The organism is Streptomyces aureoversilis, assembly GCF_042657885.1.
GTDB lineage: Bacteria > Actinomycetota > Actinomycetes > Streptomycetales > Streptomycetaceae > Streptomyces > Streptomyces aureoversilis.
On sequence record NZ_JBHSKJ010000004.1, the window covers coordinates 343,613 to 365,638 of the forward strand.

Annotated in this window: 24 protein-coding genes; 13 read left to right on the forward strand and 11 right to left on the reverse strand. The window is 71.6% G+C overall.

Translation table 11 applies throughout. The features are described from left to right. Nucleotides 1–53 precede the first annotated feature (53 nt). On the reverse strand, nt 54–230 hold the full coding sequence (locus ACFPP6_RS09340; protein WP_058043691.1) for a thiazolylpeptide-type bacteriocin: 177 nt from the start codon (nt 228–230) through the stop codon (nt 54–56). A gap of 233 nt (nt 231–463) precedes the next feature. On the opposite strand from ACFPP6_RS09340, the gene ACFPP6_RS09345 reads away from it, so the two are divergent. Then, nucleotides 464–1,708 carry an amidohydrolase gene (locus ACFPP6_RS09345; protein WP_382038998.1) on the forward strand — a complete coding sequence of 415 codons (1,245 nt, stop codon included), beginning with the start codon at nt 464–466 and terminating at the stop codon, nt 1,706–1,708. A gap of 37 nt (nt 1,709–1,745) precedes the next feature. On the opposite strand, the gene ACFPP6_RS09350 is transcribed toward ACFPP6_RS09345, so the two are convergent. Then, nucleotides 1,746–2,354 carry a 2'-5' RNA ligase family protein gene (locus ACFPP6_RS09350; protein WP_382039000.1) on the reverse strand — a complete coding sequence of 203 codons (609 nt, stop codon included), beginning with the start codon at nt 2,352–2,354 and terminating at the stop codon, nt 1,746–1,748. Nucleotides 2,355–2,616: 262 nt separating this feature from the next. On the opposite strand from ACFPP6_RS09350, the gene ACFPP6_RS09355 reads away from it, so the two are divergent. The 3 genes from ACFPP6_RS09355 (at nt 2,617) to ACFPP6_RS09365 (ending at nt 4,891) form a co-directional block, all read left to right on the forward strand. Next, nucleotides 2,617–3,870 carry a serine hydrolase domain-containing protein gene (locus ACFPP6_RS09355; protein ID WP_382039002.1) on the forward strand — a complete coding sequence of 418 codons (1,254 nt, stop codon included), beginning with the start codon at nt 2,617–2,619 and terminating at the stop codon, nt 3,868–3,870. Nucleotides 3,871–3,897: 27 nt separating this feature from the next. Further along, on the forward strand, nt 3,898–4,083 hold the full coding sequence (locus ACFPP6_RS09360; protein WP_382039004.1) for a DUF1737 domain-containing protein: 186 nt from the start codon (nt 3,898–3,900) through the stop codon (nt 4,081–4,083). A 103-nt stretch (nt 4,084–4,186) separates the two neighbouring features. Further along, nucleotides 4,187–4,891: a DUF5710 domain-containing protein gene (locus ACFPP6_RS09365; protein ID WP_382039006.1), complete on the forward strand. Its 705-nt coding sequence runs from the start codon at nt 4,187–4,189 to the stop codon at nt 4,889–4,891. A gap of 90 nt (nt 4,892–4,981) precedes the next feature. Here the strand turns inward: ACFPP6_RS09365 and ACFPP6_RS09370 are convergent, their stop codons facing one another. Further along, a complete protein-coding gene (locus ACFPP6_RS09370) occupies nt 4,982–6,409 on the reverse strand; it encodes an MBL fold metallo-hydrolase (RefSeq protein WP_382039008.1) in 1,428 nt (475 codons plus the stop codon). A 114-nt stretch (nt 6,410–6,523) separates the two neighbouring features. Then, entirely contained in the window at nt 6,524–6,994 is a 471-nt protein-coding gene (locus ACFPP6_RS09375) for a hypothetical protein (RefSeq protein ID WP_382039010.1), read from the reverse strand. A 236-nt stretch (nt 6,995–7,230) separates the two neighbouring features. On the opposite strand from ACFPP6_RS09375, the gene ACFPP6_RS09380 reads away from it, so the two are divergent. Then, a complete protein-coding gene (locus ACFPP6_RS09380) occupies nt 7,231–7,908 on the forward strand; it encodes a hypothetical protein (protein ID WP_382039012.1) in 678 nt (225 codons plus the stop codon). A 125-nt stretch (nt 7,909–8,033) separates the two neighbouring features. On the opposite strand, the gene ACFPP6_RS09385 is transcribed toward ACFPP6_RS09380, so the two are convergent. After that, the gene (locus ACFPP6_RS09385; protein WP_382039014.1) at nt 8,034–8,729 is read right to left on the reverse strand and encodes a transglycosylase SLT domain-containing protein; all 696 of its coding nucleotides are present in this window, start codon (nt 8,727–8,729) and stop codon (nt 8,034–8,036) included. A 579-nt stretch (nt 8,730–9,308) separates the two neighbouring features. Here ACFPP6_RS09385 and ACFPP6_RS09390 point away from each other — a divergent pair. After that, nucleotides 9,309–9,635 carry a hypothetical protein gene (locus ACFPP6_RS09390; protein WP_382039016.1) on the forward strand — a complete coding sequence of 109 codons (327 nt, stop codon included), beginning with the start codon at nt 9,309–9,311 and terminating at the stop codon, nt 9,633–9,635. 176 nt (nt 9,636–9,811) lie between these two features. Continuing rightward, complete coding sequence (locus tag ACFPP6_RS09395) at nt 9,812–10,195, forward strand: peptidoglycan-binding domain-containing protein (RefSeq protein WP_382039018.1); 384 nt, start codon at nt 9,812–9,814, stop codon at nt 10,193–10,195. 66 nt (nt 10,196–10,261) lie between these two features. Here the strand turns inward: ACFPP6_RS09395 and ACFPP6_RS09400 are convergent, their stop codons facing one another. Together ACFPP6_RS09400 and ACFPP6_RS09405 are read right to left on the reverse strand one after the other, a co-directional pair. Next, nucleotides 10,262–10,648 carry a VOC family protein gene (locus ACFPP6_RS09400; RefSeq protein WP_382039020.1) on the reverse strand — a complete coding sequence of 129 codons (387 nt, stop codon included), beginning with the start codon at nt 10,646–10,648 and terminating at the stop codon, nt 10,262–10,264. A gap of 359 nt (nt 10,649–11,007) precedes the next feature. Beyond that, nucleotides 11,008–11,664, reverse strand: coding sequence for a maleylpyruvate isomerase N-terminal domain-containing protein (locus ACFPP6_RS09405; protein ID WP_382039022.1), 657 nt, complete (start codon nt 11,662–11,664; stop codon nt 11,008–11,010). A gap of 182 nt (nt 11,665–11,846) precedes the next feature. Between ACFPP6_RS09405 and ACFPP6_RS09410 the strand changes: the two genes are divergently transcribed. Further along, nucleotides 11,847–12,785: a CAP domain-containing protein gene (locus ACFPP6_RS09410; RefSeq protein ID WP_382039024.1), complete on the forward strand. Its 939-nt coding sequence runs from the start codon at nt 11,847–11,849 to the stop codon at nt 12,783–12,785. Between the two features lie 126 nt (nt 12,786–12,911). Here the strand turns inward: ACFPP6_RS09410 and ACFPP6_RS09415 are convergent, their stop codons facing one another. Continuing rightward, nucleotides 12,912–13,175, reverse strand: a complete 264-nt coding sequence (locus tag ACFPP6_RS09415; RefSeq protein WP_382039025.1) for a putative antibiotic biosynthesis monooxygenase — start codon at nt 13,173–13,175, stop codon at nt 12,912–12,914. Between the two features lie 102 nt (nt 13,176–13,277). Here ACFPP6_RS09415 and ACFPP6_RS09420 point away from each other — a divergent pair, with 102 nt between their 5' ends. Together ACFPP6_RS09420 and ACFPP6_RS09425 are read left to right on the forward strand one after the other, a co-directional pair. Continuing rightward, nucleotides 13,278–13,871 (forward strand): TetR family transcriptional regulator, encoded by a 594-nt coding sequence (locus ACFPP6_RS09420; protein ID WP_382039027.1) that lies wholly within the window; start codon nt 13,278–13,280, stop codon nt 13,869–13,871. Between the two features lie 206 nt (nt 13,872–14,077). Next, a complete protein-coding gene (locus ACFPP6_RS09425; protein WP_382039029.1) occupies nt 14,078–14,548 on the forward strand; it encodes a hypothetical protein in 471 nt (156 codons plus the stop codon). A 45-nt stretch (nt 14,549–14,593) separates the two neighbouring features. Here the strand turns inward: ACFPP6_RS09425 and ACFPP6_RS09430 are convergent, their stop codons facing one another. Next, nucleotides 14,594–15,193 carry a TIGR03086 family metal-binding protein gene (locus ACFPP6_RS09430; protein WP_382039030.1) on the reverse strand — a complete coding sequence of 200 codons (600 nt, stop codon included), beginning with the start codon at nt 15,191–15,193 and terminating at the stop codon, nt 14,594–14,596. 133 nt (nt 15,194–15,326) lie between these two features. Continuing rightward, the gene (locus tag ACFPP6_RS09435) at nt 15,327–16,265 is read right to left on the reverse strand and encodes an oxidoreductase (protein ID WP_382039032.1); all 939 of its coding nucleotides are present in this window, start codon (nt 16,263–16,265) and stop codon (nt 15,327–15,329) included. A gap of 104 nt (nt 16,266–16,369) precedes the next feature. Here ACFPP6_RS09435 and ACFPP6_RS09440 point away from each other — a divergent pair, with 104 nt between their 5' ends. From ACFPP6_RS09440 to ACFPP6_RS09450, 3 genes are all read left to right on the forward strand, one after another. Then, nucleotides 16,370–16,960, forward strand: coding sequence for an acyl-CoA-like ligand-binding transcription factor (locus ACFPP6_RS09440; protein WP_382039244.1), 591 nt, complete (start codon nt 16,370–16,372; stop codon nt 16,958–16,960). Between the two features lie 96 nt (nt 16,961–17,056). After that, nucleotides 17,057–18,721, forward strand: a complete 1,665-nt coding sequence (locus ACFPP6_RS09445) for a serine/threonine-protein kinase (RefSeq protein WP_382039034.1) — start codon at nt 17,057–17,059, stop codon at nt 18,719–18,721. Next, nucleotides 18,718–20,313: a serine/threonine-protein kinase gene (locus ACFPP6_RS09450; RefSeq protein WP_382039036.1), complete on the forward strand. Its 1,596-nt coding sequence runs from the start codon at nt 18,718–18,720 to the stop codon at nt 20,311–20,313. Before ACFPP6_RS09445 ends, ACFPP6_RS09450 begins: the two co-directional genes overlap by 4 nt. Before the next feature lie 38 nt (nt 20,314–20,351). Here the strand turns inward: ACFPP6_RS09450 and ACFPP6_RS09455 are convergent, their stop codons facing one another. Continuing rightward, on the reverse strand, nt 20,352–21,998 hold the full coding sequence (locus ACFPP6_RS09455) for a flavin-containing monooxygenase (RefSeq protein WP_382039038.1): 1,647 nt from the start codon (nt 21,996–21,998) through the stop codon (nt 20,352–20,354). Nucleotides 21,999–22,026 lie beyond the last annotated feature (28 nt).

Below are 22,026 nucleotides of genomic sequence, written 5' to 3' on the forward strand. Positions count from 1 at the left end.
AGGGCTTCCGGTTCGCCGGACGTACGGACGCCGGGCGGCTGCGCTGCCTGGGATCAGGCGGAGCAGCTGGTGGTGCTGGTGGTGCTGGAGCAGGTGCTCGTGGAGCTGGAGCTGGTGGAACCGGCGAGGACGACCTCGCTCGCGTCCGAGTAGTCCGAGATCTCGAAGGTCTCCGACTCCAGCTCCAGGATCTCCTGGGCGAGCGTGGCGAGTTCGGCCTGCTGAGCCATGGTGCGTCTCCTTGCGTCGTTGCTGCGGCCGGTGCGCACGGCCGGCGATCCGCCGTCCGTACGTCCGTTCTTGCCCCATCAGTCCAGCAGGACCCGCTCACAGATCTCTGTGCATGCCGCTGACACCTGGTGTCAGCGGCATGCACGGCCTGACCAACCGGCCAACCGACCAACTGGCCAACTGGCCAACTGGCCAACCTGCCACCCGATCGGCCCGAAAGGCGCATCAGCCCATGTCCACGCTCCCGCGCGACCTCCTCCAGGCCGTCACCACGCTCTACCTCGACCTGCACGCGCACCCCGAGCTCTCCGGGGAGGAGTCCCGCACGGCGGCCCGCTTCGCGGACTGGCTGACCCGGGCCGGCTACCGGGTGACCACGGGCGTCGGAGGCCATGGTGTCGTCGGCCTGCTGGAGAACGGCAAGGGGCCGCTGGTCATGCTGCGCGCCGAACTCGACGCCCTGCCCGTCCAGGAGCGCACCGGCCTGCCCTACGCGAGCCGCGTGAGTGCCCCGGTGCCGGTGATGCACGCGTGCGGGCACGATCTCCATCTCGCGGCGACCGCGGGCGCGGCGCGCGTGCTCGCCGGGGAGCGGGGGCTGTGGCGGGGCACGGTGATGGTCGTCGGGCAACCCGCGGAGGAGACGCTGAGCGGCGCGCAGGCCATGCTCGACGACGGGCTCCACGACCGGTTCGGCCGGCCCGACGCCGTACTGGCCCAGCACGCCGCGCCCCTGCCGGCGGGCATGGTCGCCCATGGCACGGGCCCCATGACGGCGGGCAGCGTCTCCCTCGACGTCGTCGTCCACGGGCGCGGCGGACACGTCGCGACGCCGCACCTGGCCGTCGATCCGGTGGTGACCGCCGCCGCGGTGGTCCTGCGCCTGCAGACCGTGGTCGCCGCCGAGACGGCACCGGCCGAACAGGTCGTCCTGACCGTCGGCCGCCTGCAGGCGGGCACCCGCGGCAACGTCATCCCGGACCGCGCCGAACTCGGCCTCACCGTCCGCGGCTTCTCCGGCTCCGCGCTGGACCGGGTCGTGACGGCCGTGCACCGGATCGTCCGCGCGGAATGCGACGCCTCGGGCTGCCCGGTGCCGCCGGGGATCTCCGTCACTGCGCGCTCTCCCGTCAACCATCCTGATCCGCGGCTCACGGCGGCCGTCCGGGACGCGCACGCGGCGGCCTTCGGCGAGGCCCGCGTCACCGGCTGGCCGCCGTCCATGGCCACCGAGGACTTCCCGCTCCTCGCGCCGGACGGCGTGCCTACGGTCTACTGGATGCTGGGCACGGCCGGCCCGCGCCAGTGGGCTGCCGCCCCGGGCACCACCGCCGCCGAAAAGCTGGCCGCCCTCCCGCCCAACCACTCCCCCCTCTTCGCCCCGAGCCCGCGTCTCGCCCTGCCGACCGGGATCACGGCCATGGTCACGGCGGCGCGGGCCGCACTGGGCGGGCGCTCGCCGGGCTCCCCCTCGTGATGTGCCTGCGACGGCTCGGCTGCCGGGCCCCTCCGGCCTACTGCTGTTCGTACTCCGGCAGTCTGCGGACTTCCCCCGTGCCCAGCGCGATCACGGCCCGGGGCCGCATGGGCCCGTCGCCGCGCCGGGAGAGCAGGACCACGTCCTCGACCACGGCCGGCTGCGCGCCGAGCCGGGCGGCGCACTCGGCGGCCAGCTGCCGCGGCTCCTGCGTGCGGCCGAGGGACAAGTGCGGGGTGAAGCGGCCGCCGCGCCCGCGGCAGAGCGGGAACCGCGAGCCCAGCGCCTGCTGGAGGCGGGCCCACGGGGCCGGGCCGGCCGCGGCCGGATCGAGCCACACGGTGGCGTAATGCCGGTGGCGGAAGTAGCGGACCCCGGACAGGCGCGCCGTGAACGCCGCGTTCTCCGCCGCCCCGGCGGCCAGCAGCGGCACGGCCCGTGCGAACTCCTCCTCCGGTACGAAGCCGAACAGCAGGTTCACATGCGGCGGCCACCGCCGGACCTGCGGATCGTGCTCCCACCGGATCTCCTGGATCGCCGGCCAGAGCTCCTGCGGCGGCATCCACGCCACCGCCGTCCGAGCCGTCGGCACCACCTCGAGCGCACTCAACGGCTCGGCCCCGCCGAAATCCTGGTTCCCGTCCACACCGCCATGCTCCCGGACAGCGCCCGAACCACACGAGGCGCCCGGCGCCAAGCGGCACCGGCATCAGCCGGGCGGGTGAACGACCCGCCCCGGCGTCGCGGCCGACCGGCCGGAGGCGAGCATCAGGGGTGCCTCAGGGTTGCCTCAGGGCTGCTTCCGGGTTCGTTCAGGGGCGCGGCCGACGGAAGACCGTCAACCTCCCGTAGGGCTCAGAAGTCCTCCTGAGTACCACAGCGCCCAACCGGAGACGGAGAAAGCCCACATGGCCACGAACGCCTTATCTCGCACTCTGGTCACCCTGGCACTGGCCGGAGCGGTCGCCGCAGCCGCGGTCGCTCCGGCCTCCGCTGCACCGCGCTCCACCTCCCGCTCCTCCCCTCACCCTGCTGACGCCGCGCGCTCCGCTCACTCCGCAACGCAGGGCGCTCTCGACGCGATCACGCGCGCGGGAACCCCCGGTGTCCTGGCCCGGGTCGACCGTGCGGGCGAGACCTGGCGCGGCACTTCCGGCGTGGCGGACCTCCGCACCGGCCGCCCGCGTCTTCCGCAGGACCGCTTCCGTATCGGCAGCCTGACCAAGCCCTTCATCGCCACCGTCCTGCTGCAGCTCGCCGCCGAACCCGGGCACGGCCTGTCGACCGACGACACGGTCGACAAGTGGCTGCCCGGCCTGGTGCGCGGCCACGGCAACGACGGCCGCCGGATCACTCTGCGCCAGCTGCTCCAGCACACCAGCGGCCTCTACGACTACATCGACGACGACGGACTCCGCGCCAGGTTCACCGGCAAGGCGTTCCTCGCCCACCGGTACGACAGCGCCACGCCGGAGGAACTGGTACGGATCGGCCTCGCCCACGAGCCGCTCTTCGAGCCCGGCAAGGGCTGGTCCTACTCCAACACCAACTACATCCTGGCCGGCATGGTCATCGAGAAGGCCACGGGCCACAGCTACGCCTCCGAAGTGGAACGGCGCGTCATCAGACCTCTCGGCCTGCACGGGACCACGGTCCCCGGCTCGTCGCCATCGGTGCCCGGCCCGCACGGGCGGCACTATTCCAAGCTCTACGTGGACGACCCTGCCGCACGGAGCTACGACGTCACCGACTTCAACCCCTCGTTCTCCGGCGCCTCCGGCGAGATGATCTCCACCGCCCGCGACCTGAACGTCTTCGTCCGAGCCCTCGTGCGCGGCAAGCTCCTTCCTCCCGCCCAGCAGAAGGAGATGTTCACCGGCCACGATCTGGGCGGCGGCAGGTCCTACGGCCTCGGGATCAGGTCACAGACACTCGCGGCATGCGGTGTGCAGGTCTGGGGGCACAGCAGCGAAATCACCGGCTCACTGACCCGGCCGGCCGCCACCGCCGACGGCGAGCACGTCGTCACCGTCAACCGCAACAGCGACTGGGGCGATCCCGCGCTCGAGCAGGCGGCCCTGGAAGCGGAATTCTGCCGGAGACCTGACCAACGACCCTGGGAGCGACTGACTTCGGGCCGTGCCGGCCCGCCGGCTCGGTGAGAGCGTGCATCTGGAATCCTTCTCCTCATGAGCACACCACCCGACGGATTGCCCATCTACCGAGTCCTCACCGGACCGGACGACGCCTCGTTCTGCCGACGTGTGAGCGAAGCGATCGGCCTTGGCTACGAACTGCACGAAGGCCCCGCCGTCACCTTCAACGGTGAGAGCGTCATCGTCGCCCAGGCGCTGCTCTGGCCGGCCCGGTCGTAGGAACACTGCGACAAGCGGTGATCGCAATCGGCCCGTGAGGGTCAGCGAGTTGCAGCCGTACCGATAGCGTGTGCCGCGTCGTCAACGGGGAGGGAAGCACACGGTGGTTGAGCGGATATGGCTGGACGTCCCGTACGCACAGAAGGACGAGGCGAAGCGGGCGGGGGCCCGCTGGGATCCGGCCGCCAGGCGCTGGTACGCGCCCCGCGCGGGGATGGCTGCCCTCACCCCCTGGGCGGCGGCCGCCGACGTCCCCGATCTGCTGCCCGGTGAGGACCGTACGCTCGGCAGCGGGCTGTTCGTCGACCTGGTGCCCAGCAGCTGCTGGTTCACCAACGTCCGTTCCTGCGTCACCCGGCAGGACTGGGAACGGCTGCGCCGCATGATCACCCGCCGGGCGGGCATGCGCTGCGAGGCCTGCGGAGCAGGTGAGGACCGGCAGGCCAAGAGGTGGTTGGAGGCGCACGAGCGGTGGGTGTACGACGGGGCCCGCCGCGTGCAGACGCTCAAGCGGCTGATCTGCCTGTGCACCGATTGCCACACCGTCACGCACTTCGGCTACGCCCAGGTCCGCGGCCTGGAGGCCCAGGCCTTCGCCCACCTGGTCAAGGTCACCGGGATGGCTCCGGACCAGGCCCGCCGGCACGTCGCCGCGGCCTTCGCGCTGTGGCAGCAACGCTCCGCCACGACCTGGAGCCTGGACCTGAGCATCCTCACCGGGGCCGGTGTCACCGTCACACCGCCGCCGGACGCACGCGACCGCCCCGGCATCGCCGCCACGACCCTGGCCTCCGAAAGCCAGGTGTGACGGCGTATCGCCCTATGCCCGACGCGGCTCGCCGCCCGCGACGTGCGCCAAGGTCTCCGCTGATCGGGACTTGTGATCAGGAATCGGCGATCACCGGTCGCCCTCCAGAGGCCGACCGGTCGCCTTCGCCCAGTCCTGGGCACCGCCGACGAGCACTGCGAGGTCCCGGCTGCCTCGGCGGGCGAGGAGGCTGGCGGCGGTCATCGCCCGTTCGCCGTGCCCGCACATCACCACTGCACCGTCGCGTACCTCGTGGCCGTCGGCAGCCAGGTCACCGAGCTCGGTGTGCGCGGCGCCGGGGAGGTGCCCGGCGGTGAACTCCTCGTCCTGACGTACGTCCAGGACCGGACGGTCTCCGATCCGGTCGGCCGTCACCAGCCCGATGGTCCCGATCGGGCCGCCGTCGGCGCGCCAGGCGTCCATGCCGCCGTCCAGCTGCCCGGCGAGCCGGTCGTAGCCGATCTTCGCTGCCTGACAGGCGAGTTCGGCCGGGTCCTGCCCGGCTTCTAGGACGAAGGCGAGCGGCACGTCCGGGGGCAGCAGCCAGCCGGTCCAGGTCGCGAACGCCGGCCGCAGCGGATTCGAGACGGCACCGGGGATGTGCCCGGCGGCGAACTCGGTGACCGGGCGGGCGTCGACCAGGCACGCGCCGTCAGCGAGCAGAGCCCGGAGCCGGGCCGGGGTGAGCGGCTTCAAGCCGGGGGTGCCGGTCAGGAGGGCGGGGCCGCGGCGGTTGAGTTCGGCGAGGCGGGCGAAGTAGGCGGGGTAGGAACCCAGTGAGCCGAGCAGGCGGGCGACGAACGCGTCCTCGTCCGGCGCGGCCAGGAGGTCGTTCGCCCGCTTCTGGGCGCCGATGGTGGTGGTCCGCTCGATGCCGGACGGGGTGGAGCAGAACGACCCCGCGCCGTGGGTGGGCCACACCTCGGTCGCGTCCGGCAGCTCGGCCAGGCGGCGCAGCGAGCGGTACTGGGCGCGGGCCAGTTCCTCGGCCCGGTCCGAGCCCTGGAGGTCGGTGCGGGCGGCGGAGCCGACGATCAGCGACCCGCCGGTGAACACGCCGAGTTCCCGGGAACCGTCGAGGAGCAGGAAGGACAGGTGCTCGTCCGTGTGGCCGGGTGTGGCGAGCGCCCGCAGGGTCAGCCCTCCCAGGTCCACCTCGTCGCCGTCGCCGAGTGCCGTGTGGGGGAAGGCGCGGTGGCCGGCGGCAGAGGCCAGCACGGTGGCGCCGTCGTCGGCCGCGAGCTGGAGCGCGCCGGTGAGGAAGTCGGCGTGCAGGTGGGTGTCGGCGGCGAACGCCACCGTGAGGCCGCGCCGGCCGGCGGCTTCGCGCAGGGCCCGGAGATCCCGGGTGGCGTCCACGGCCAGGGCGCGGCCGTCACCCAGATCGACCAGGTAGGCGCTGTTGCCCAGCCCGGCGTCGACCAGGGGCGTCAGATGCTCGTCGGCGAAGCCCATGCCCATGGCGTCCTCCAGCATCGTGGCGGTGCGGCGGCATCCCGATCCCGGCTTTTCATACAATATTCCACATTTTTATGGCGGATGCCATGGCAGCCCCCGTCCGCGAGGCCGCCCTGTTCTCGCGGCTCTGCCCGTCGGGACCGGCACGGCATGACCGGGATCCGCGGGCGGGTTCTACACCGCGCCGGGCAGCAGTTCGGGCTCGACGGCCGCTGACGGGTGCAGGCTCATGCGGCAGGGCACCTGCCCGTCCGTCATCAGGACGTCGGGCACCGTGGACTCGTAGAAACGCAGATATCCGATGGGGCCCGGCGTCGACGTCCGCGCGGCCAGCCACACCAGAAGGGCTTCGAGCGCAGGGAACTCGTCGGGGTGCACCTCCTGGCGCGCGGTGAGGGCCCAGCCTCGCGGGCCTCGGCAGAGTTCACCGACCAGAGCGCCGCCGATGCGCCATGCCGGGCCCCGGGAAGCCAGCAGAGGGTACGTCTCGGGGCCGCCTGCCTCCTCATCGGGCTCATCGCGGTCGGCGTCGCCGCCGGCGTAGCCGCCCTCATCGGACAGGTGCCGGCCGAGCACGGCAATGTCTGTCTCCGGCAGGGTATCCGGGAGGTCGAGGGCCAGTTGCAGTTCGTATATGTCGCTCACACCGGAAGAGTACGGCCCGGTACAAGGCGGGCTCCGGGGCGGCTCCGGGGCGGGCGGGGAGCACGGAGGCGCCGGTGGGCGAGCCCGCGCTTCGGAGTGAGGGAACCGGGGCGTGGCCGCGGTGTGTCTGTCCCGGCGTCGATGCCGCCTCACAGGGGGCGGGCAGCCGAAGACGGGGGGATCCGATGCGTACGGCAAAGGGTATTGGGCGTCGCATACTGACGGGGACGGCGGTCATGGTGGCGACTGCCGCCTCAGCAGTGGTGACCGCTCCGGCAGCGGCGGCCGAGGACTTCGGACCCGACACGTGCCTCCAGGGCTTCGTGTGGCGGGAGGCCCGGCCCAGCGACCACGTCTGCGTCACGCCGGAGACGCGGACCCGGGCGCGCCAGGACAACAGCCGGGCGGCCGGGCGGCGCGACCCGGGCCACGGAGGGTACGGGCCGAACGCCTGCCGCGAGGGCTACGTGTGGCGCGAGGCGTACGCGGGCGACGTGGTGTGCGTCGAGCCGGCGACGCGCACGCAGGCCCGGCGGGACAATCAGCTCGCCGACTCCCGCAAGGTGTCCGCACGGCTGTGGAAGACCAGTTGGTCCGCGGACCCGAAGTGTGACGGCGACATCTGCACCGCGCCCATCGGAAACCCGGCCATCAAGATCAATGGCGATCACTACAACCACGGCCAGGTACGGGTGTACGTCCGGCGCACCTCCGACAACCGTCTCCTGTGGTCCGGCACCGTCACGGCCCGGGCCCAGCAGGGCCACGCAGGCGGCTCCTTCGGCCTCCGGACCAGCCTCAACGACTGCACCCGCAGGGGGCAGCAGCCGAACAGCTACGCCCAGGCACTCGACGTCGTCTCGGGCCGCTGGTCTGCGCGTATCCCGGTCACGACCGGCTGCACAGTGCTCTGAACTTCTGGAGGAGGTCGCTCCCCCTGCTCGCTCAGGATCGCACCGGGGACATGCGAAAGGGCGCAGCCCCTTACGGGTGCTGCGCCCTTCATACGTCCCCACGCTGCATGCTGTCCGTGGCCGGATCAGTATGCGGAGTTGACGTTGTCCATGGAGCCGTACTTGTCGGCGGCGTAGTTGCAGGACGCGGTGATGTTGGCGACCGGGTCGTAGATGTCCCAGGACGTGCCCTCGACGTGGTAGGCCTTGAAGGTCGGGTCGATGATCTGCAGCAGGCCCTTGGAGGGGACGCCGTTGACGGCGTTGATGTCCCAGTCGTTGATCGCACGCGGGTTGCCGGTCGACTCGCGCATGATGTTGCGCTTGATGCCCTCGTAGGAGGCCGGGATGCCCTTGGCCTGCAGGACGTCCAGGGACTCCTTGATCCAGCCGTCCAGGTTGTCCGCGTAGGCCTTCTCGGCGGGGGCGGCGGGCTTGGCGGCGGGGGCGGGCTGGAGGGCCTTGCGCTCGGTGGAACGGTTGGCGCGCTCGGCATCGGCCTTCGCCTTGGCGGCGGTCTCGGTGGCGGCCTTGGCGTCGGCGCCGGCCTTGACGGCGGCGGCGTCGGTGGCCTTGGCCAGCTCGACGTCGTGCGTCGCACCGAACTCCTGGGCACTCTGCGCCACGGGCTTCACACCGACGCTGGAGACGGCGTCGGCGGCGGAGGCCTGCGGCACCAGCGCGAACGTCAGAGCGGCGGCACCGGCGACGGTGACGAGACCGGCGGCGGAGAACTTGTGAGCCTTGGGCAGAGCGGTATAGCCGGAGATGGTGGAGCGCATGACTGAGCTGAACCTCTTCCAATCGGGGACGTCGCACCGGCCTCTTCGGCACGGGAAAGGCGCCGCGTCTCGAACGACGGCGCCCAGCGACTCAGCCATTGTTAGCGGCGCGAAACCCGCCTGACAAAGGGTGTGACCTACGACGTAACGGCGCAGGACACACACCCCAAGTGGCCGGAATGCCCGATTTTGCACCCTTGGCGCTACGACCTGGCATCGTATGTGACCGGGCCCACGTGCGTGCCCTCACGCTCCGGACCCCGTTCGCCGACTCACCGCGACCGGCCGATTACACCCGCGGAGGGCGCGGAGGGGCCGCCCCGCGGGCACGGAGGGGCCGCTCCGCGGGCACAAAGGGGCCACTCTGCGCACCGCTCACGCACCGTGCACGAGCGGTGCCACTGCCCCTCTCTCCCCCCGAAATCGGCTGTGCCGCCTCCCGGCCCGCGCCCTACGCACTGCGCGTGGCCCCCATCGCCCTCGCCTGCGTCGCGCTGCCCGTCACCGCCTTCGGCCCCACCGCCGGCCCCGACGCGCGACCTCGGCTGCCTGGGCGCCTCCGGGGTGCTGCTCCTCGTCATGGAGATCTCGTTCACCTGCGCCGCACTGCTCGACAGCGCACCCCGCGGACCGGAGCAGTGGGCAGCCGCCGCTGCCACGGCACTCGCGCTGGTCGCGCAGATCGTCTGGCTCGGCCTCTATGACGGGCAGCGCGACGCGGCCGGCTCGCGCGACCCGCTCGCCGAGCGGCCGGCACGGACGGGCCTGCACCCTGCGCTCGCCGAGCTCGCATCGCAGGATCCGGAGAGCGCCGCCCGGCTGCGGACCAGCCGTATGCGAACCCGCCGCACCCGGAACCGGGGCCGGCCACGCCGCCGCGGTACCGCCACCGGAGCCGAAGTCTGATCCCACCTCCCACCGCGCGGCCATGAGTGGGTCTGACGGCCGAAAAGCGGCTACCGAACCAGTGATTCCTATCGGACGATCAGGCGGTTTCGTCCACCGCATGATCCGAACGCACGGAGGCCCTCATGTCCATCGGCTCACGGTTCCGTCGTGCCGCAACCGCCGGAGCGGGCGCGATGGTTCTCGCATCCGGGCTCGTGGCCGCAACGGCCGGGCAGGCCCAGGCAGCCACCCCGATCTGCACCAAGACCGTGACGAAGTGGTACGAGGACTTCTCGGGGCCCGTGGCCGCGGCGTCCAACGGCTCCCTGAACTGTCAGCTGGGCCCGGGCAACAGCGGCTCTGCGGTCAGGGCGCTCCAGAACTCCCTCAAACGTTGCAGCCCGGCGAACCCCGGCACCGTCGACGGCATCTACGGCTCCGACACCAAGGCGGCTGTCGCCAAGCTGCAGCGGAGCAAGAACGTTTCACCAGCCGACGGTCTCTACGGCCCGAAGACCAGGAGTGTCTTCGAGTGGATCGTGACGGGGCCCAGGGGTGCAGCCTGCGCGATCTTCTGATCGGAACCACCCCGCGAACAGCCGCACGCCGAGACGCCTGGGACCGCGCCGGCCCGGGCCAGCGGCCTACTTGCTGTGCACGATCTGGATCAGATTGCCGCAGGTGTCGTCCAGAACCGCAGTGGTGACCGTGCCCATCTCCAGCGGCTCCTGAGTGAAGCGCACGCCGAGTTTGCGCAGCCGCTCGAACTCCGCTTGTACGTCGTCCACGGCGAAAGAGGTGGCCGGGATGCCGTCCTGGACCAGTGCCGTCTTGTACGGCTGCACCGCGGGATGGCCGGAGGGCTCAAGCAGCAGTTCGGTCCCGTCGGGATCTTCCGGCGAGACCACGGTCAGCCACCGGTCCACGCCCAACGGGATGTCGTGCTTCTTCACGAAGCCCAGCACATCGGTGTAGAAGCGCAGGGCTTTGCCCTGGTCGTCGACGAAAACGCTGGAGAGGTGGATCTTCATGAGGTGCTCTCCGGTGCATCGGGCCTGAGCCATCGGTCGCGATGTGCTCGAGGGGTTCGGTGTTCGGATCGTGGAACTCGTAGCGGCCCTGGCACCACCGCGAGAGAGCCTGAGCAGCGGATTCCGTACCGCCAGGTGGGCCAGGCGGGCCGGCTGATCGCCTGGCGGCGCGACGGCCCCAGGCCGTGCTTCGTCACCAGCCGTGGGCACATGTTAGGAGCTCCTGCACCGCCTGATCGACGAGACGCGCCCTGACGCGTGGCCACGGCCCGGGAGGGGCCCGAACGGCCGAGCCCTTCGCTTCGCCGGGGCGATGCTGCCTCAGCGTCGATCACCGCTGCGGGGCTGCTGACGACCGGTCAGCCGAGGACGAGTGGGAGCTTCGCGGCCAGCTTCCCCAGGCCGGCCTTCTCCTCTTCGGTCGGGGCGCGCCGTCCGGTGCCGATCAGTAGCGCGTCCTTGTCGGAGAGCGACGAGGGGAACGCCGCACCGGCGATCTTCTCCAGCAGCCCGCGTGCTCCCGCGAGACCCTCGGCAGGCGGGTCCGCCGCGTCCGGAAGGTGCGCGATCAGGTCGAGGTGGTGCAGCGTCCATTCCAGGACGTACACGGAAAGGTAGTCGGCCACGGTGAGGACCTCGTCGCGAGTGCCGACCCGGAGGGCGGGATCCGCGAGTCCGGCGGCGCGGCCGGCGGCCGACCCGAGGTCGTCGAGGTGGAACTTCAGCAGCCAAGGCTCTTCGTAGGCGGCGGCCAGACGGACGGTCAGGGCGTCGAGCGGGTCCTCGCCGGTCGGCGGCCGGTCCTCGACGTTCCAGTAGGTCACCGCGTCCCGGGTCGGTTCCCCTTCGGCGGGCGTGACCAGGGTGATCAGGACGTCCTGGGCATCGATGATCAGGTGGCACACCAGGTCCCGCACCAGCCAGCCGGTGCAGCCGGACGGCCGCGCGAAGTCCTCGTCGGGGAGTTCGGCGACCGCTGTGCGCAGTGCCGTCCAAGAGCGTGAGAAGAGATCCACGGCCGCAAGCTAGCAGTGCCCGGTCCCCGTTGCGACCGGTTTTCTCCGCACACAAGTGCGGAACAGAGCCCTCCGGAAAGGCGAGACGAACCCGTTCGGAAATTTTTGTTATCGGGTCCCGGTCGCGCCGTCTCCTGAGTGTTGGACCAGCACTCAGTGACACCGCACCGGAAGTGATCCGCATGAATCGTGATTTCGAGACCCCGATGACCGACCCGGCGTCCGACGGCACCTCGGGCCCGCGTCGGCGCCGGGCCCGAGGCAAGCGCCCCCGGCGGGCGCTGGTCATAGGCGGGACGGTAGGGCTGATAGCCGTCGTGGGCGGCGGGTACGGCGTGGCCCAGTCGCTGTCGGGCGGCGGGGAGACCCGTACGGACGCCGCGGCGCCGTCCGCGTCGGCCACGGACCGGTCCACCGAGCCGTTGAAGGAACACCCCTCCGTGGCGGCGGCCGCTTCGTCTGCTCCCAGTGCGAGCAACAGCGCGTCCCCGAGCGCCGGCGCGAGCGCGTCGGCGGCCGCGGGCAAGGACGGGGACCAGGAGAAGAAGGACCGGGCCGAGGTCAAGACCGAAGCGGGGACGGGGGCCGGGGACAAGCCGGGCACCCGGTCGTCGGCCAAGGACAAGGCCAAGGAGGCCCCCTCGGCCGGCCACGGGAGCGGAAACGGCTCCGGCAGCGCCCGCAAGCCCGCGGCCGGCGGTGGCGGTGGTGGCGGCGCCCAGGCCGGCGGCGCGAACGGCAAGCACGTGCAGCAGGTCGTCGACATGGTCAACGCGGAGCGTGCGAAGGCCGGCTGCTCCCCGCTCACCGTCAACGCGAAGCTGCAGGCGGCGGCCCAGGGCCACTCCGACGACATGGCGGCCCGCGACTACTACGACCACACCAGCCCGGAGGGCAAGAGCCCCGGCGACCGGATGACCGCCGCCGGGTACCGCTGGAGCACGTACGGCGAGAACATCTTCAAGAGCCCCAGGGACGCCCGTACGGCGATGGACGGCTGGATGAAGAGCCCCGGCCACCGCGCCAACATCCTGAACTGCTCCTTCAAGGAGATCGGCGTGGGCATCAACTTCAAGTCGAACGGCCCGTGGTGGACGCAGAACTTCGGCGCGTCCTCCTGACCCGTTCATGACTGCGCAGGCCAGCGGCGAGATGCCGCCGCCGGCCTGCGCGGCGTTCCCCTGCCGTCAGCCCCTCGCCGCACGTCATGCGGCGGGGGGCTTGTGCATGCGCCGCGGCGTTCGGTGTCAGCGGGTGGCGCGCGTGAGCAGCCGGGTCCGCAGTCGCTGCAGTCGCGGCATCAGAACGTACACCACCGTGAGGACGACGCACGCGCTGAGGACGAGGGTCTGCAGGACGAGCGGGAGGCGCTTCAGCCATTCGTGGAACAGCAGCTCCAGCACGGTGAGCGTGGGGAAGACCGACACCCAGATCATCAGGGCCATGTGGTGACGGGGCGGCGGGCCGGCCTGGGGCGTGCCGGCGGGGGTGGGCGGGGCGGGCTCGGACATGGGCGGACTCCTCGGCGATCAAATTCCAACCAACCGTTTGGAGATTAGCTTAACTTTCAAGCACTCTCCAAACGGTTGGTTGGAGTCCCGTATGATCGGTACATGGCCTGGGACACCGCACGCACCCGACAAGCCCTCCTGGACGCGGCCGTCGACGAGTTCGCCGAGCACGGCTTCGACGGCGCCCGCATCGAACGCATCGGCACCCGCGCCGGCGTGAACAAGGAGCGGATCTACCAGTACTTCGGCAACAAGCAGCGGCTCTTCGGCCAGGTGCTGGAGACGGAGCTGGAGCGCATCGCCACGGCCATCCCCCTCACGGCCGAACAGGCCGAGGATCTCGGCCACTACGCCGGTCTGCTCTACGACTACCACCGGGCCCGCCCGCAGTTCATCCGCCTGCTGCACTGGGAGGGCCTCCAGGACCGGGGCGGCCCCGCGCTCCAGGAACCGGAGCGCACCGCCACCTACGGCTCGCGCGTCGCAGCGCTCGCTCGGACCCAACGCGCCGGAGCCCTGGACACCGGCCTGCGGCCCGAGGAACTCTTCTACGCCGTCCTGGCCCTGGCCGCCTGGTGGTTCACCGTCCCCCAGGCCGTCCGCATGATCTTCGGCGGTTCGTCCGACCCGGAAGCCGAGCGTGCCTCCCTGGTACGGCTGGTCCGCAGGCTGGCACGACAGGGCGGGTCGGAATAGAACGGGCCGGGAGCCGCACCCCGCCCCGGAAGGACCGTGGGCCGGGATCGCGCACGCGAACGGGCGACCGGCACGGGCTTGTCGGAGAAAAGGCTTTACGCACGGCCGAGGCAGCCGCTGAATCGAGGAGGACAGGACGGTGCACGTAGTGGGGCGCTCCGCTCCACGCCGGGGCCCGTCCTCATGACCTTCAGGAGGCGACAGCCATGACGGATCTGCACAAGGACCTGCACGAGTGCCTGCACAACGAACCGCACGAAGCCGCACCCCACAAGACTCCGGCCGATCAACCCGCCCGCCCTCTCCGCGCCGCCCGCCGCAGACGTACCCGCGCTCTGCCGACGCTGCTGGCCGTGGCCGCGGCGGCCGCGCTGGTGGGAACCGGCACAGCCGCCCTGCCCGCCTCCGCCGCCTCTCCCGATGCAGCGGCATCGGCCCTGTGCCCGCCGGCGAACCTTTGCCTCTACGTCGGCGGCATCGGCATCCCCGAGCCGCTCCAGGTCCCTCAGTGTCAGAGCCTGGAGTTCGTCCGTCCGTTCCCCGCCAGGAAGGTGGAGAACAACACTCAGCGGATCGCACACCTGTCGACGGTCACGGGCACCGTCCTCCTGAAGCCCGGCCAGACCATGGACTTCCGGCCAGATCTTCGGATCACTTCGGCGCGGACCGCTTGCTGAGGCAAGCAGCAGCGGCCGGTCGGCGGCCCCCGCCGATGCACGGCTTTACGGCTTGCGCCCCATCGCGTGGAGGAGACGGTCCTGCTCGGACGCATCCGATGCGGGCGCCTGCGCCGGTGGCCCGTAGTAGCGGTTGCTGTCCGCGATGGGGCTCTCGCTGACGCCGTGATAGATCCACTCGAAGTTGCCGAGGATCCAGCGCACCGTGCGCGCGTCGAGCCGCTCGTCGCGTCGTATCGCGCGGGCGAGGTCCCACGTGTGCGTGATCGCGTCCACCACGTACAGGCCGAGCAGTTGCCGCCCGGGAACGGGACCGAAGGGGTGGTCGACGATCCGGTCGAGCGCACCGGCGGCACGGAACGCCGCCCGGCACTCGGCCACCGCGTCCCGGTAGGTGGTCACCGGGTCCCCGTCGAGCCCGTCCCGGTGCAGCTCCGCCATGAACTCCGCGCTGCTGCCGCCCCGCAGCAGCGCGGTGTAGATGCGGCTCCCCATGATCATGTGGTTGACCAGCTGACGCACGTTCCATTCAGTGCACGGCGTGGCGTCCTCCCAGCGACCGTCCGGCACCGCCCGTAGCCGGTCGCCGAAACCGTCGGCCGCAGTGTCGAAGTAGCCGAGCAAAGCGTTGTCTGTGTCATGCATGGCGCCAAGTCTGGCCACTCCGTGCTGCTGCTTCCGGCGGGAATCGGACGACGCCTCCTGGCTCGGTTCGCACCGCCGGCTTCCCTTCTCCCGTTTCTCCTTCGCCCGAGGGCGGAGTCGTCCGCGGGAGTGGTCAGGCGCGGGCCGGAATCGCGAACCGTACGCCCGTCAGCCGTTCCGACAGTTCCCACAGGCGCCGGCCCGTCCCGCTGTCGGCGGCAGCGGGGGCCAGCTCCACCTGCGTCGGTCCGCCGCGCAGTTCGGCCATGCCGTCCGGCCCGATGAACTGGCCTCCCTCTGCGTTCGGGTCGGTTGCGGCGTACAGCTGCGGCAGGGCGCCGGAGGCCGGGGGCTGGGCGAGGAGCGGGTTCCCGATGGTGCCGAATACGAGCTTCCACAGGCCGATCGGCGCGCTCGTCTGCAGGTTGGTGGCGGTGTAGCCGGGGTGGGCGAGCAAGCTGCGGACCGGGCTGCCGGCCCGGGTCAGGCGCAGGTGGAGTTCCCGTCCGAAGACGGCGTTGGCGAACTTCGACTGGTTGTAGAAGCCCATGGGCGAGTAGCTGCGCTCGCCGCTGAGGTCATCGAAGCGGAGGTGTGCCTTTCGGTGGTTGACCGAACTCACCGTGACCACGCGGGGGTCGCGCCCGGCGGTCAGCAGGTCCAGCAGCAAGCCGGTCAGCGCGAAGTGGCCGAGGTGGTTGCAGGCGAACTGCAGCTCGTGGCCCTGCGCGCTCAGCGTCCGGGGCGGTGCCATGACGCCGGCGTTGTTGACGAGCACGTCCAGCCGGGCATGGTCGGCGTGCAGCTTCTCGGCGAACGCTCGGACCGAGTCGAGGTCGGCCAGGTCGAGGTGGCGCACTTCAAGGCCGGCACCCGGCTGTTCGGCGGCTATCCCGGCGGCCGCCCGGCGGCCCTTCTCCTCGTCGCGCACCGCGAGGATCACGTGCCCGCCCCGGCGGGCGAGCGCACGGGTGGTCGCCAGGCCGAGGCCGCTGTTGGCGCCGGTGACCACGAAGACTCGTCCGGCCTGGTCCGGGATCTGTTCGGCAGTCCATTGCCGCTGATTCGTCATGCGACACAGATTGCTGCGCATGTCACTTGGTGTCAAGATGTCACTTAGTGACATGCAGGGCATGGCGTTACCATCGTCCGGTGAGTTCCCGCCCCGAAGTGAGCATGGCCGAGCGCAAGCGCCGGCTCGTCTCGAACGAGCTGACCGAAGCAGCGCTGCAACTACTGGCGTCGAAGGGATTCGACGCGGTCACCATCGACGAGATCGCGACGACCGCCGGCGTCTCCAAGCGCACGTTCTTCCGCTACTTCGCGTCCAAGGAGGACGTGGTCGTCCAGTTCCTGGCCGACATGGGCGCCGGCATGCGCGCGGAGCTCGCGGCCCGCTCCGCCGGCGAGCGGCCCTCCGCCGCGCTCCGGCACGCCGTCGCGGCCCCCATCGCCGCCTGCACGGACCATGCCGACCACTCCGACAGGGCCCTGCGCGTGGTTCAGCTGATCCTGCGCACTCCCGCCCTGCACGCACGCTTCCTGGAACGTCAGGCGCAGTGGCGCGACGACCTCGCGGCGGAACTGGCCGACCGCCTGGGGCTCGACCCGGAGACCGGCCTGTACCCGCGGCTGGCCGCCGGAATGGCGCTCAACGCCTTCGACGCCGTGCTGCACCGGTGGAGCGAGAGCGACGGGGGCGAGGACCCCACCGAACTCCTCGACCGCGCCTTCGCCGTCATCACCCCCGCGCTCGACGCCGGCTGACCCACCTGCCGTCTCCCGGCCGGAGCCCCGGCGCTCCCTCAAGAAGCCCGCCCCGTCTTATGATCCCTACGCATTCAGGGGGAGGACGGATTCGGCATGCGGATGCTGGGAGTGGACGGACCGACGCACGTGGGGCCGTTCAGAACGGTCGGGGTGCTCGGGCAGGGCGGCATGGGGCAGGTGCTGCTCGGGGTGGCACCGGACGGGCGGTTCGTGGCCGTCAAACGGGTGCACGCGGATCTGGCGGAGGATCCCGGGTTCCGTTCACGGTTCCGGCGGGAGGTGGACGCGTCGCGACGCGTGTCCGGGGCCTACACCGCGCCGGTCGTCGATGCCGACCCGGACGCGGCCACGCCGTGGCTCGCCTCCCTCTTCCTGCCGGGGCCGTCGCTGAGCGAGGCGCTGGAGGCAGGCGGGGCACTGCCCGAAGAGGCGGTGCGGCTGCTCGCCGCCGGCCTCGCCCAGGCGCTCGCCGACATCCACCGGGCAGAGCTCGTGCACCGGGACCTCAAACCGTCGAACGTGCTCCTGACCGAGGACGGCGTACGCGTCGTCGACTTCGGCATCGCCCGCGCGGCCGACCACCAGACGAAGCTGACCCACACGGGCGCGGTGATCGGCTCGCCCGCGTTCATGTCGCCCGAGCAGGTCCGGGGCGAGCAGCCGGGCCCGGCCGGTGACGTGTTCTCCCTCGGCGTCACGCTGGTCATGGCCGCTACGGGCCGGACTCCGTTCGCCGGCAACTCGCCGCTCGCGCTCATGCACGCCGTCGCCCACGACGTCCCCGACCTGGACTCCGTACCGCCCCGGCTGCGCCTGATCGTCGAGCCGTGCCTGGCCAAGGACCCGGCCGTGCGGCCGAGTCCCGCGCAGCTCCTCGACCTGATCGGCCCGCTCGCCCCCTCCGCGCGCCCCTGGCCGGAGGCGGTGTACCAGCAGGTCGCGGACCGCCGGGCCTCGGCCGCCCGGCTTGCGGCCGCGGCAGGCTCTGGAGTCCCGCCCGCCACTGCCGATTCCATACCCCTGCCCGCACCGCCGCCCATACCCGCGCCCGCGCCCGCGCCCGCCTCATCCGGCTCGATCCCCTCGGCCACCGCGGCGCCGGCAAACAATCCCGCCCCGCGCCGCCGCCCCCGGTGGCTGACCGCCGCGATCGTGGTGGGCGTGACGCTCGTGACGGTGGCGGCCACGGTCCTGGCGGTCGGCCCGGACAACGTGTACTACACCTTCGTTCCCGAGCCCGTTCCGACCCCCGGCTCGACCCCGCTCGCCCAAGTGCCGGACAAGTACACCAGGACGGTCCCCACCTGTGTGCAGGTCCGCAGCAGCATGAAGGCCCCGGACGGTTTCGACGAAGCCACGGGCAACTTCCCCGACAAGGTGTGGCAGCAGTCCGATGCCGACGGACACACGCATCCGTCGACCAGCTGTGTCTGGCACACCCGCTCCGGCGACAAGATCGACATCAACTGGGACCTCTACCGCTCCCGCGCGGGCGGTCCCACCGGCGCCGAGCAGGCGAAGAAGCACTACGAGGGCGTGTACATGCGCTCCAAGACCCCACGCGACTCCGGTCTCGGTTTCGCGGAGGAGGGCATGTGGCTGAGGAACTCCACCGAGAGCAACTGCGTGCTGTACGCCCGGGACGGCAACCTGTCCCTCTTCATCACGGTCAGCGGCGTCCACTACCCGAAGGGCGCGTGCGAGGACCTCACGAAGGACATGGCCCGGCAGGCCGTGGCGGCGGTGAAGGCCCTGTGAGCATCTCCGGAAACGTTTCGCACCCGCTGCCGGAGAAGGCCGGGCCGTACCTCCTCCTCACCGAACTCGGCAGGGGCGGCATGGGCCGCGTCCTTCTCGGCGTCGCGCCGGACGGCCGGACGGCGGCGGTGAAGCTCGTCCACGCGCGGCACGCGGCCGACGACGGCTTCCGCTCCCGTTTCCGGCGGGAGGTGGAGGCCTCACGAAGAGTGTCCGGCGCGTACACGGCGGCCGTCCTCGACGCCGACGCGGACGCCGAGCTGCCCTGGCTCGCCTCGGTGTTCGTGGCCGGCCCCTCCCTGGGAGCGGCCGTGGAACGCGCGGGCGCGCTTCCCGCGGAAGCCCTGCACCGCCTGGCGGTGGGCCTGGCGACGGCCCTGGACGAGATCCACCGTGCCGGTCTCGTCCACCGCGACCTCAAGCCCGAGAACGTCCTGCTGGCCGAGGACGGCGCCCGGGTCATCGACTTCGGCATCGCACGGGCGGCGGAGACAGGGGACGCCACCGAGCTCACCGGTACGGGATCGGTGGTCGGCTCTCCGCCGTTCATGTCCCCCGAACAGGCGGAGGGCCGGGAGCTGACCGGGGCGAGCGACGTATTCTCCTTCGGCTCGGTCCTCGTCCTGGCGGCGACCGGCCGCAGCCCGTTCGCCGGGACCTCCGCCCTCCAGACGCTCTACAACCTCGTCCACACCGAACCCGACCTGAGCGGCATCCCCTGGGCCCTCCACGGGATCGTGGTCCGCTGCCTGGCCAAGAACCCGGCCGACCGGCCCACGCCGGCCGAACTCCTCGGCCTCCTCGGCCCGGTGACCCCGGCGGCCCGGCCGTGGCCGCCCGCCGTGCACCGGATGGTCGACGAGCAGCGGGCCCGGGTCCAGGGACTGCTCGACGGCGACCCCGAGCGCACGGCGCTCCTGTCCCGTACCGACCACTCCCCCGCCGTCCCGCGGACGGTCGTGCTCACCACGTACGGTGTTCCCTCCTCGCCACCCCGCCGGCACCGCACCCGCCGCCCCGTGGCGTGGGCGGCAGCGGGGGCGGTGCTTGCGGCCGGGCTCGGCGTGGGCGCGTACCTGCTCCTGCGCGAGGACGAGGGCGGCGGCCCTCCGGACAAGTACGTGACGATGCCGGTGTGTCCGGAGGCAGTACCCAGACTTCCGCTGCGGGAGGAGCGGAGGAAGGACAAGGACTTGTACAGGGAGCAGACGCCCCAGGCGAACACCCAGTGCTCCTGGTTCGGCAAGGACCAGCCCCAGGCGGACGGCTGGAACTCCTTTCCCAGCGCGGACGTCTCTTGGGAGCTGCGACGCTCGGACCCCGACGAGAACGGCACGGAACGCCAGCGCCGCGAATTCGCCGACAGAGCGAAGGGCGAGCGCCGCGAGACCGGCCTCGGCATCGGCGACGAGGCGTACTGGTCGGCGGCCTCGCCCTACGAGAGCGACCGGAAGCCCTGCCGGCTCAACGTCCGCGACGGCAACCTCGTGATCCGGGTCTACCTGGACGGCACCGCGCACCCGGCCTGCGAGTCGGAGGCCCGGGACATCATCAAGGCTGCGCTGGCGGCCATGCCGCCGCGGGCGGACTGATCAGGAGCAGCAACACCGGGGGCCGGGGAGCAGGCCCCTCAGTCGGCGGCGCCCGACAGGACGAAGCCGCGGTATCCGTCCCGGGCGGCGGCGTCGCACTCCGCCCGGTAGCGGTCCGCGCCGCCCGTGTATGCCAGGAACACCCGGGGCTTGCCCGGCACGTTCGCCCCCGTGTACCAGGAGGCGACGTCCGGGTAGAGGGTGCGGGAGGCGAGGTCGGCGACGTGGGCGCACCATTCCTCCTCCGCGCTCTCGGTGGCGTCGATCTCGGTGATGTCGTTCTTCCGCAGGTGGGCGATGCAGTCGGTGATCCACTCCACGTGCTGTTCGATGGACACCACGGCGTTGCTGAGCACCGAGGGGCTGAGGGGGCCGATGACGGTGAAGAGGTTCGGAAACCCGGCCGAGAGCACGCCCAGGTGGTTGCGGGGGCCGTCGGCCCACTTCTCCCTGAGGGTGGTGCCGCCCTTGCCGACGATGTCCACGGCGACCTGGGATCCGGTCATGGCGTCGAAGCCGGTGGCGAAGACGATGACGTCGACGGCGTGTTCCCGGTCCGAGGTCTTGATGCCCCGCGGTGTGATCTCCACGATCGGCGTCTCGGTGAGGTCCACGACGTTCACGTGCGGTTTGTTGTAGGTGGCGTAGTAGTTGGTGTCCAGGCAGGGACGCTTGGTGCCGAAGGGGAAGGTGCGCGGCGAGAGCGTCTCGGCCGTGGCCGGGTCGGTGACGATCGAGCGGATCTTGGAGCGGACGAACTCGGCGACGGTCTCATTGGCGGCCCGGTCGGCGAGGATGTCGGTGTACGTGCGCAGGAGGCCGCTGAGCAGGCCCGTCTCCCAGCCCTTCTCATAGGTGGCCGTGCGCTCCGCCTCGTCCACCTCCAGGGCCGAGCGGGTCGGCAGCTCGAAGACGGTGCCTCCGCGGGAGCGCCGCTGGGCAGCGCGGAATTCCGGGTAGCGGGCCTTGAATTCGGCGTTCTCCGCCGCGGACAGCGGCCGGTTCAGGGCGGGCAGCGCGTAGACCGGCGTGCGCTGGAAGACCGTGAGTCCGGCGGCCTGTTCGGCGAGGAGCGGGATGGCCTGGACGCCGGAGCAACCGGTACCGATCACGGCGACCCGGCTGCCGGTGAGGTCTACGCCCTCGTGCGGCCAGTCGGCGGTGTGCAGGGATCTGCCCGCGAAGGTGCCGGCTCCGGGTATGTCCGGTTCCTTGACGGCCGACATACAGCCGGTGGCCAGCACGACGAAGCGGGTGGTGACCGTCTCCCCGCCGTCGGTGGTGACCTGCCAGACGTGACCGCTCTCGTCGTACACCGCCCGGGTCACGCGGGTCTGCAGGGTGACATCCTTGCGCAGGTCGAAACGGTCGGCGACGTGATGGAGGTAGCGCAGGAGCTCCGGCTGCGTCGCGTACCGCTCGCTCCACTCCCACTCCTGGTCCAGTTCGGGAGAGAAGGAGTAGGAGTACGACGTGCTCTCGACGTCGCACCGGGCGCCGGGGTACCGGTTCCGGTACCACGTTCCGCCGATGTCCTCGCACGCTTCGAAGACGCGGGTGCGCAGGCCCAGTTCGCGCAGCCGGTACAGCTGGTAGAGGCCGGAGAAGCCGGCCCCGACGACGACGGCGTCCAGTTGCGGGGCGACGGGGGCGGAAGGGGAGGGGGGCCGGGGGGCGGTGTGCATGCCGTTCTCCTGACAGGTCTCTCGTACC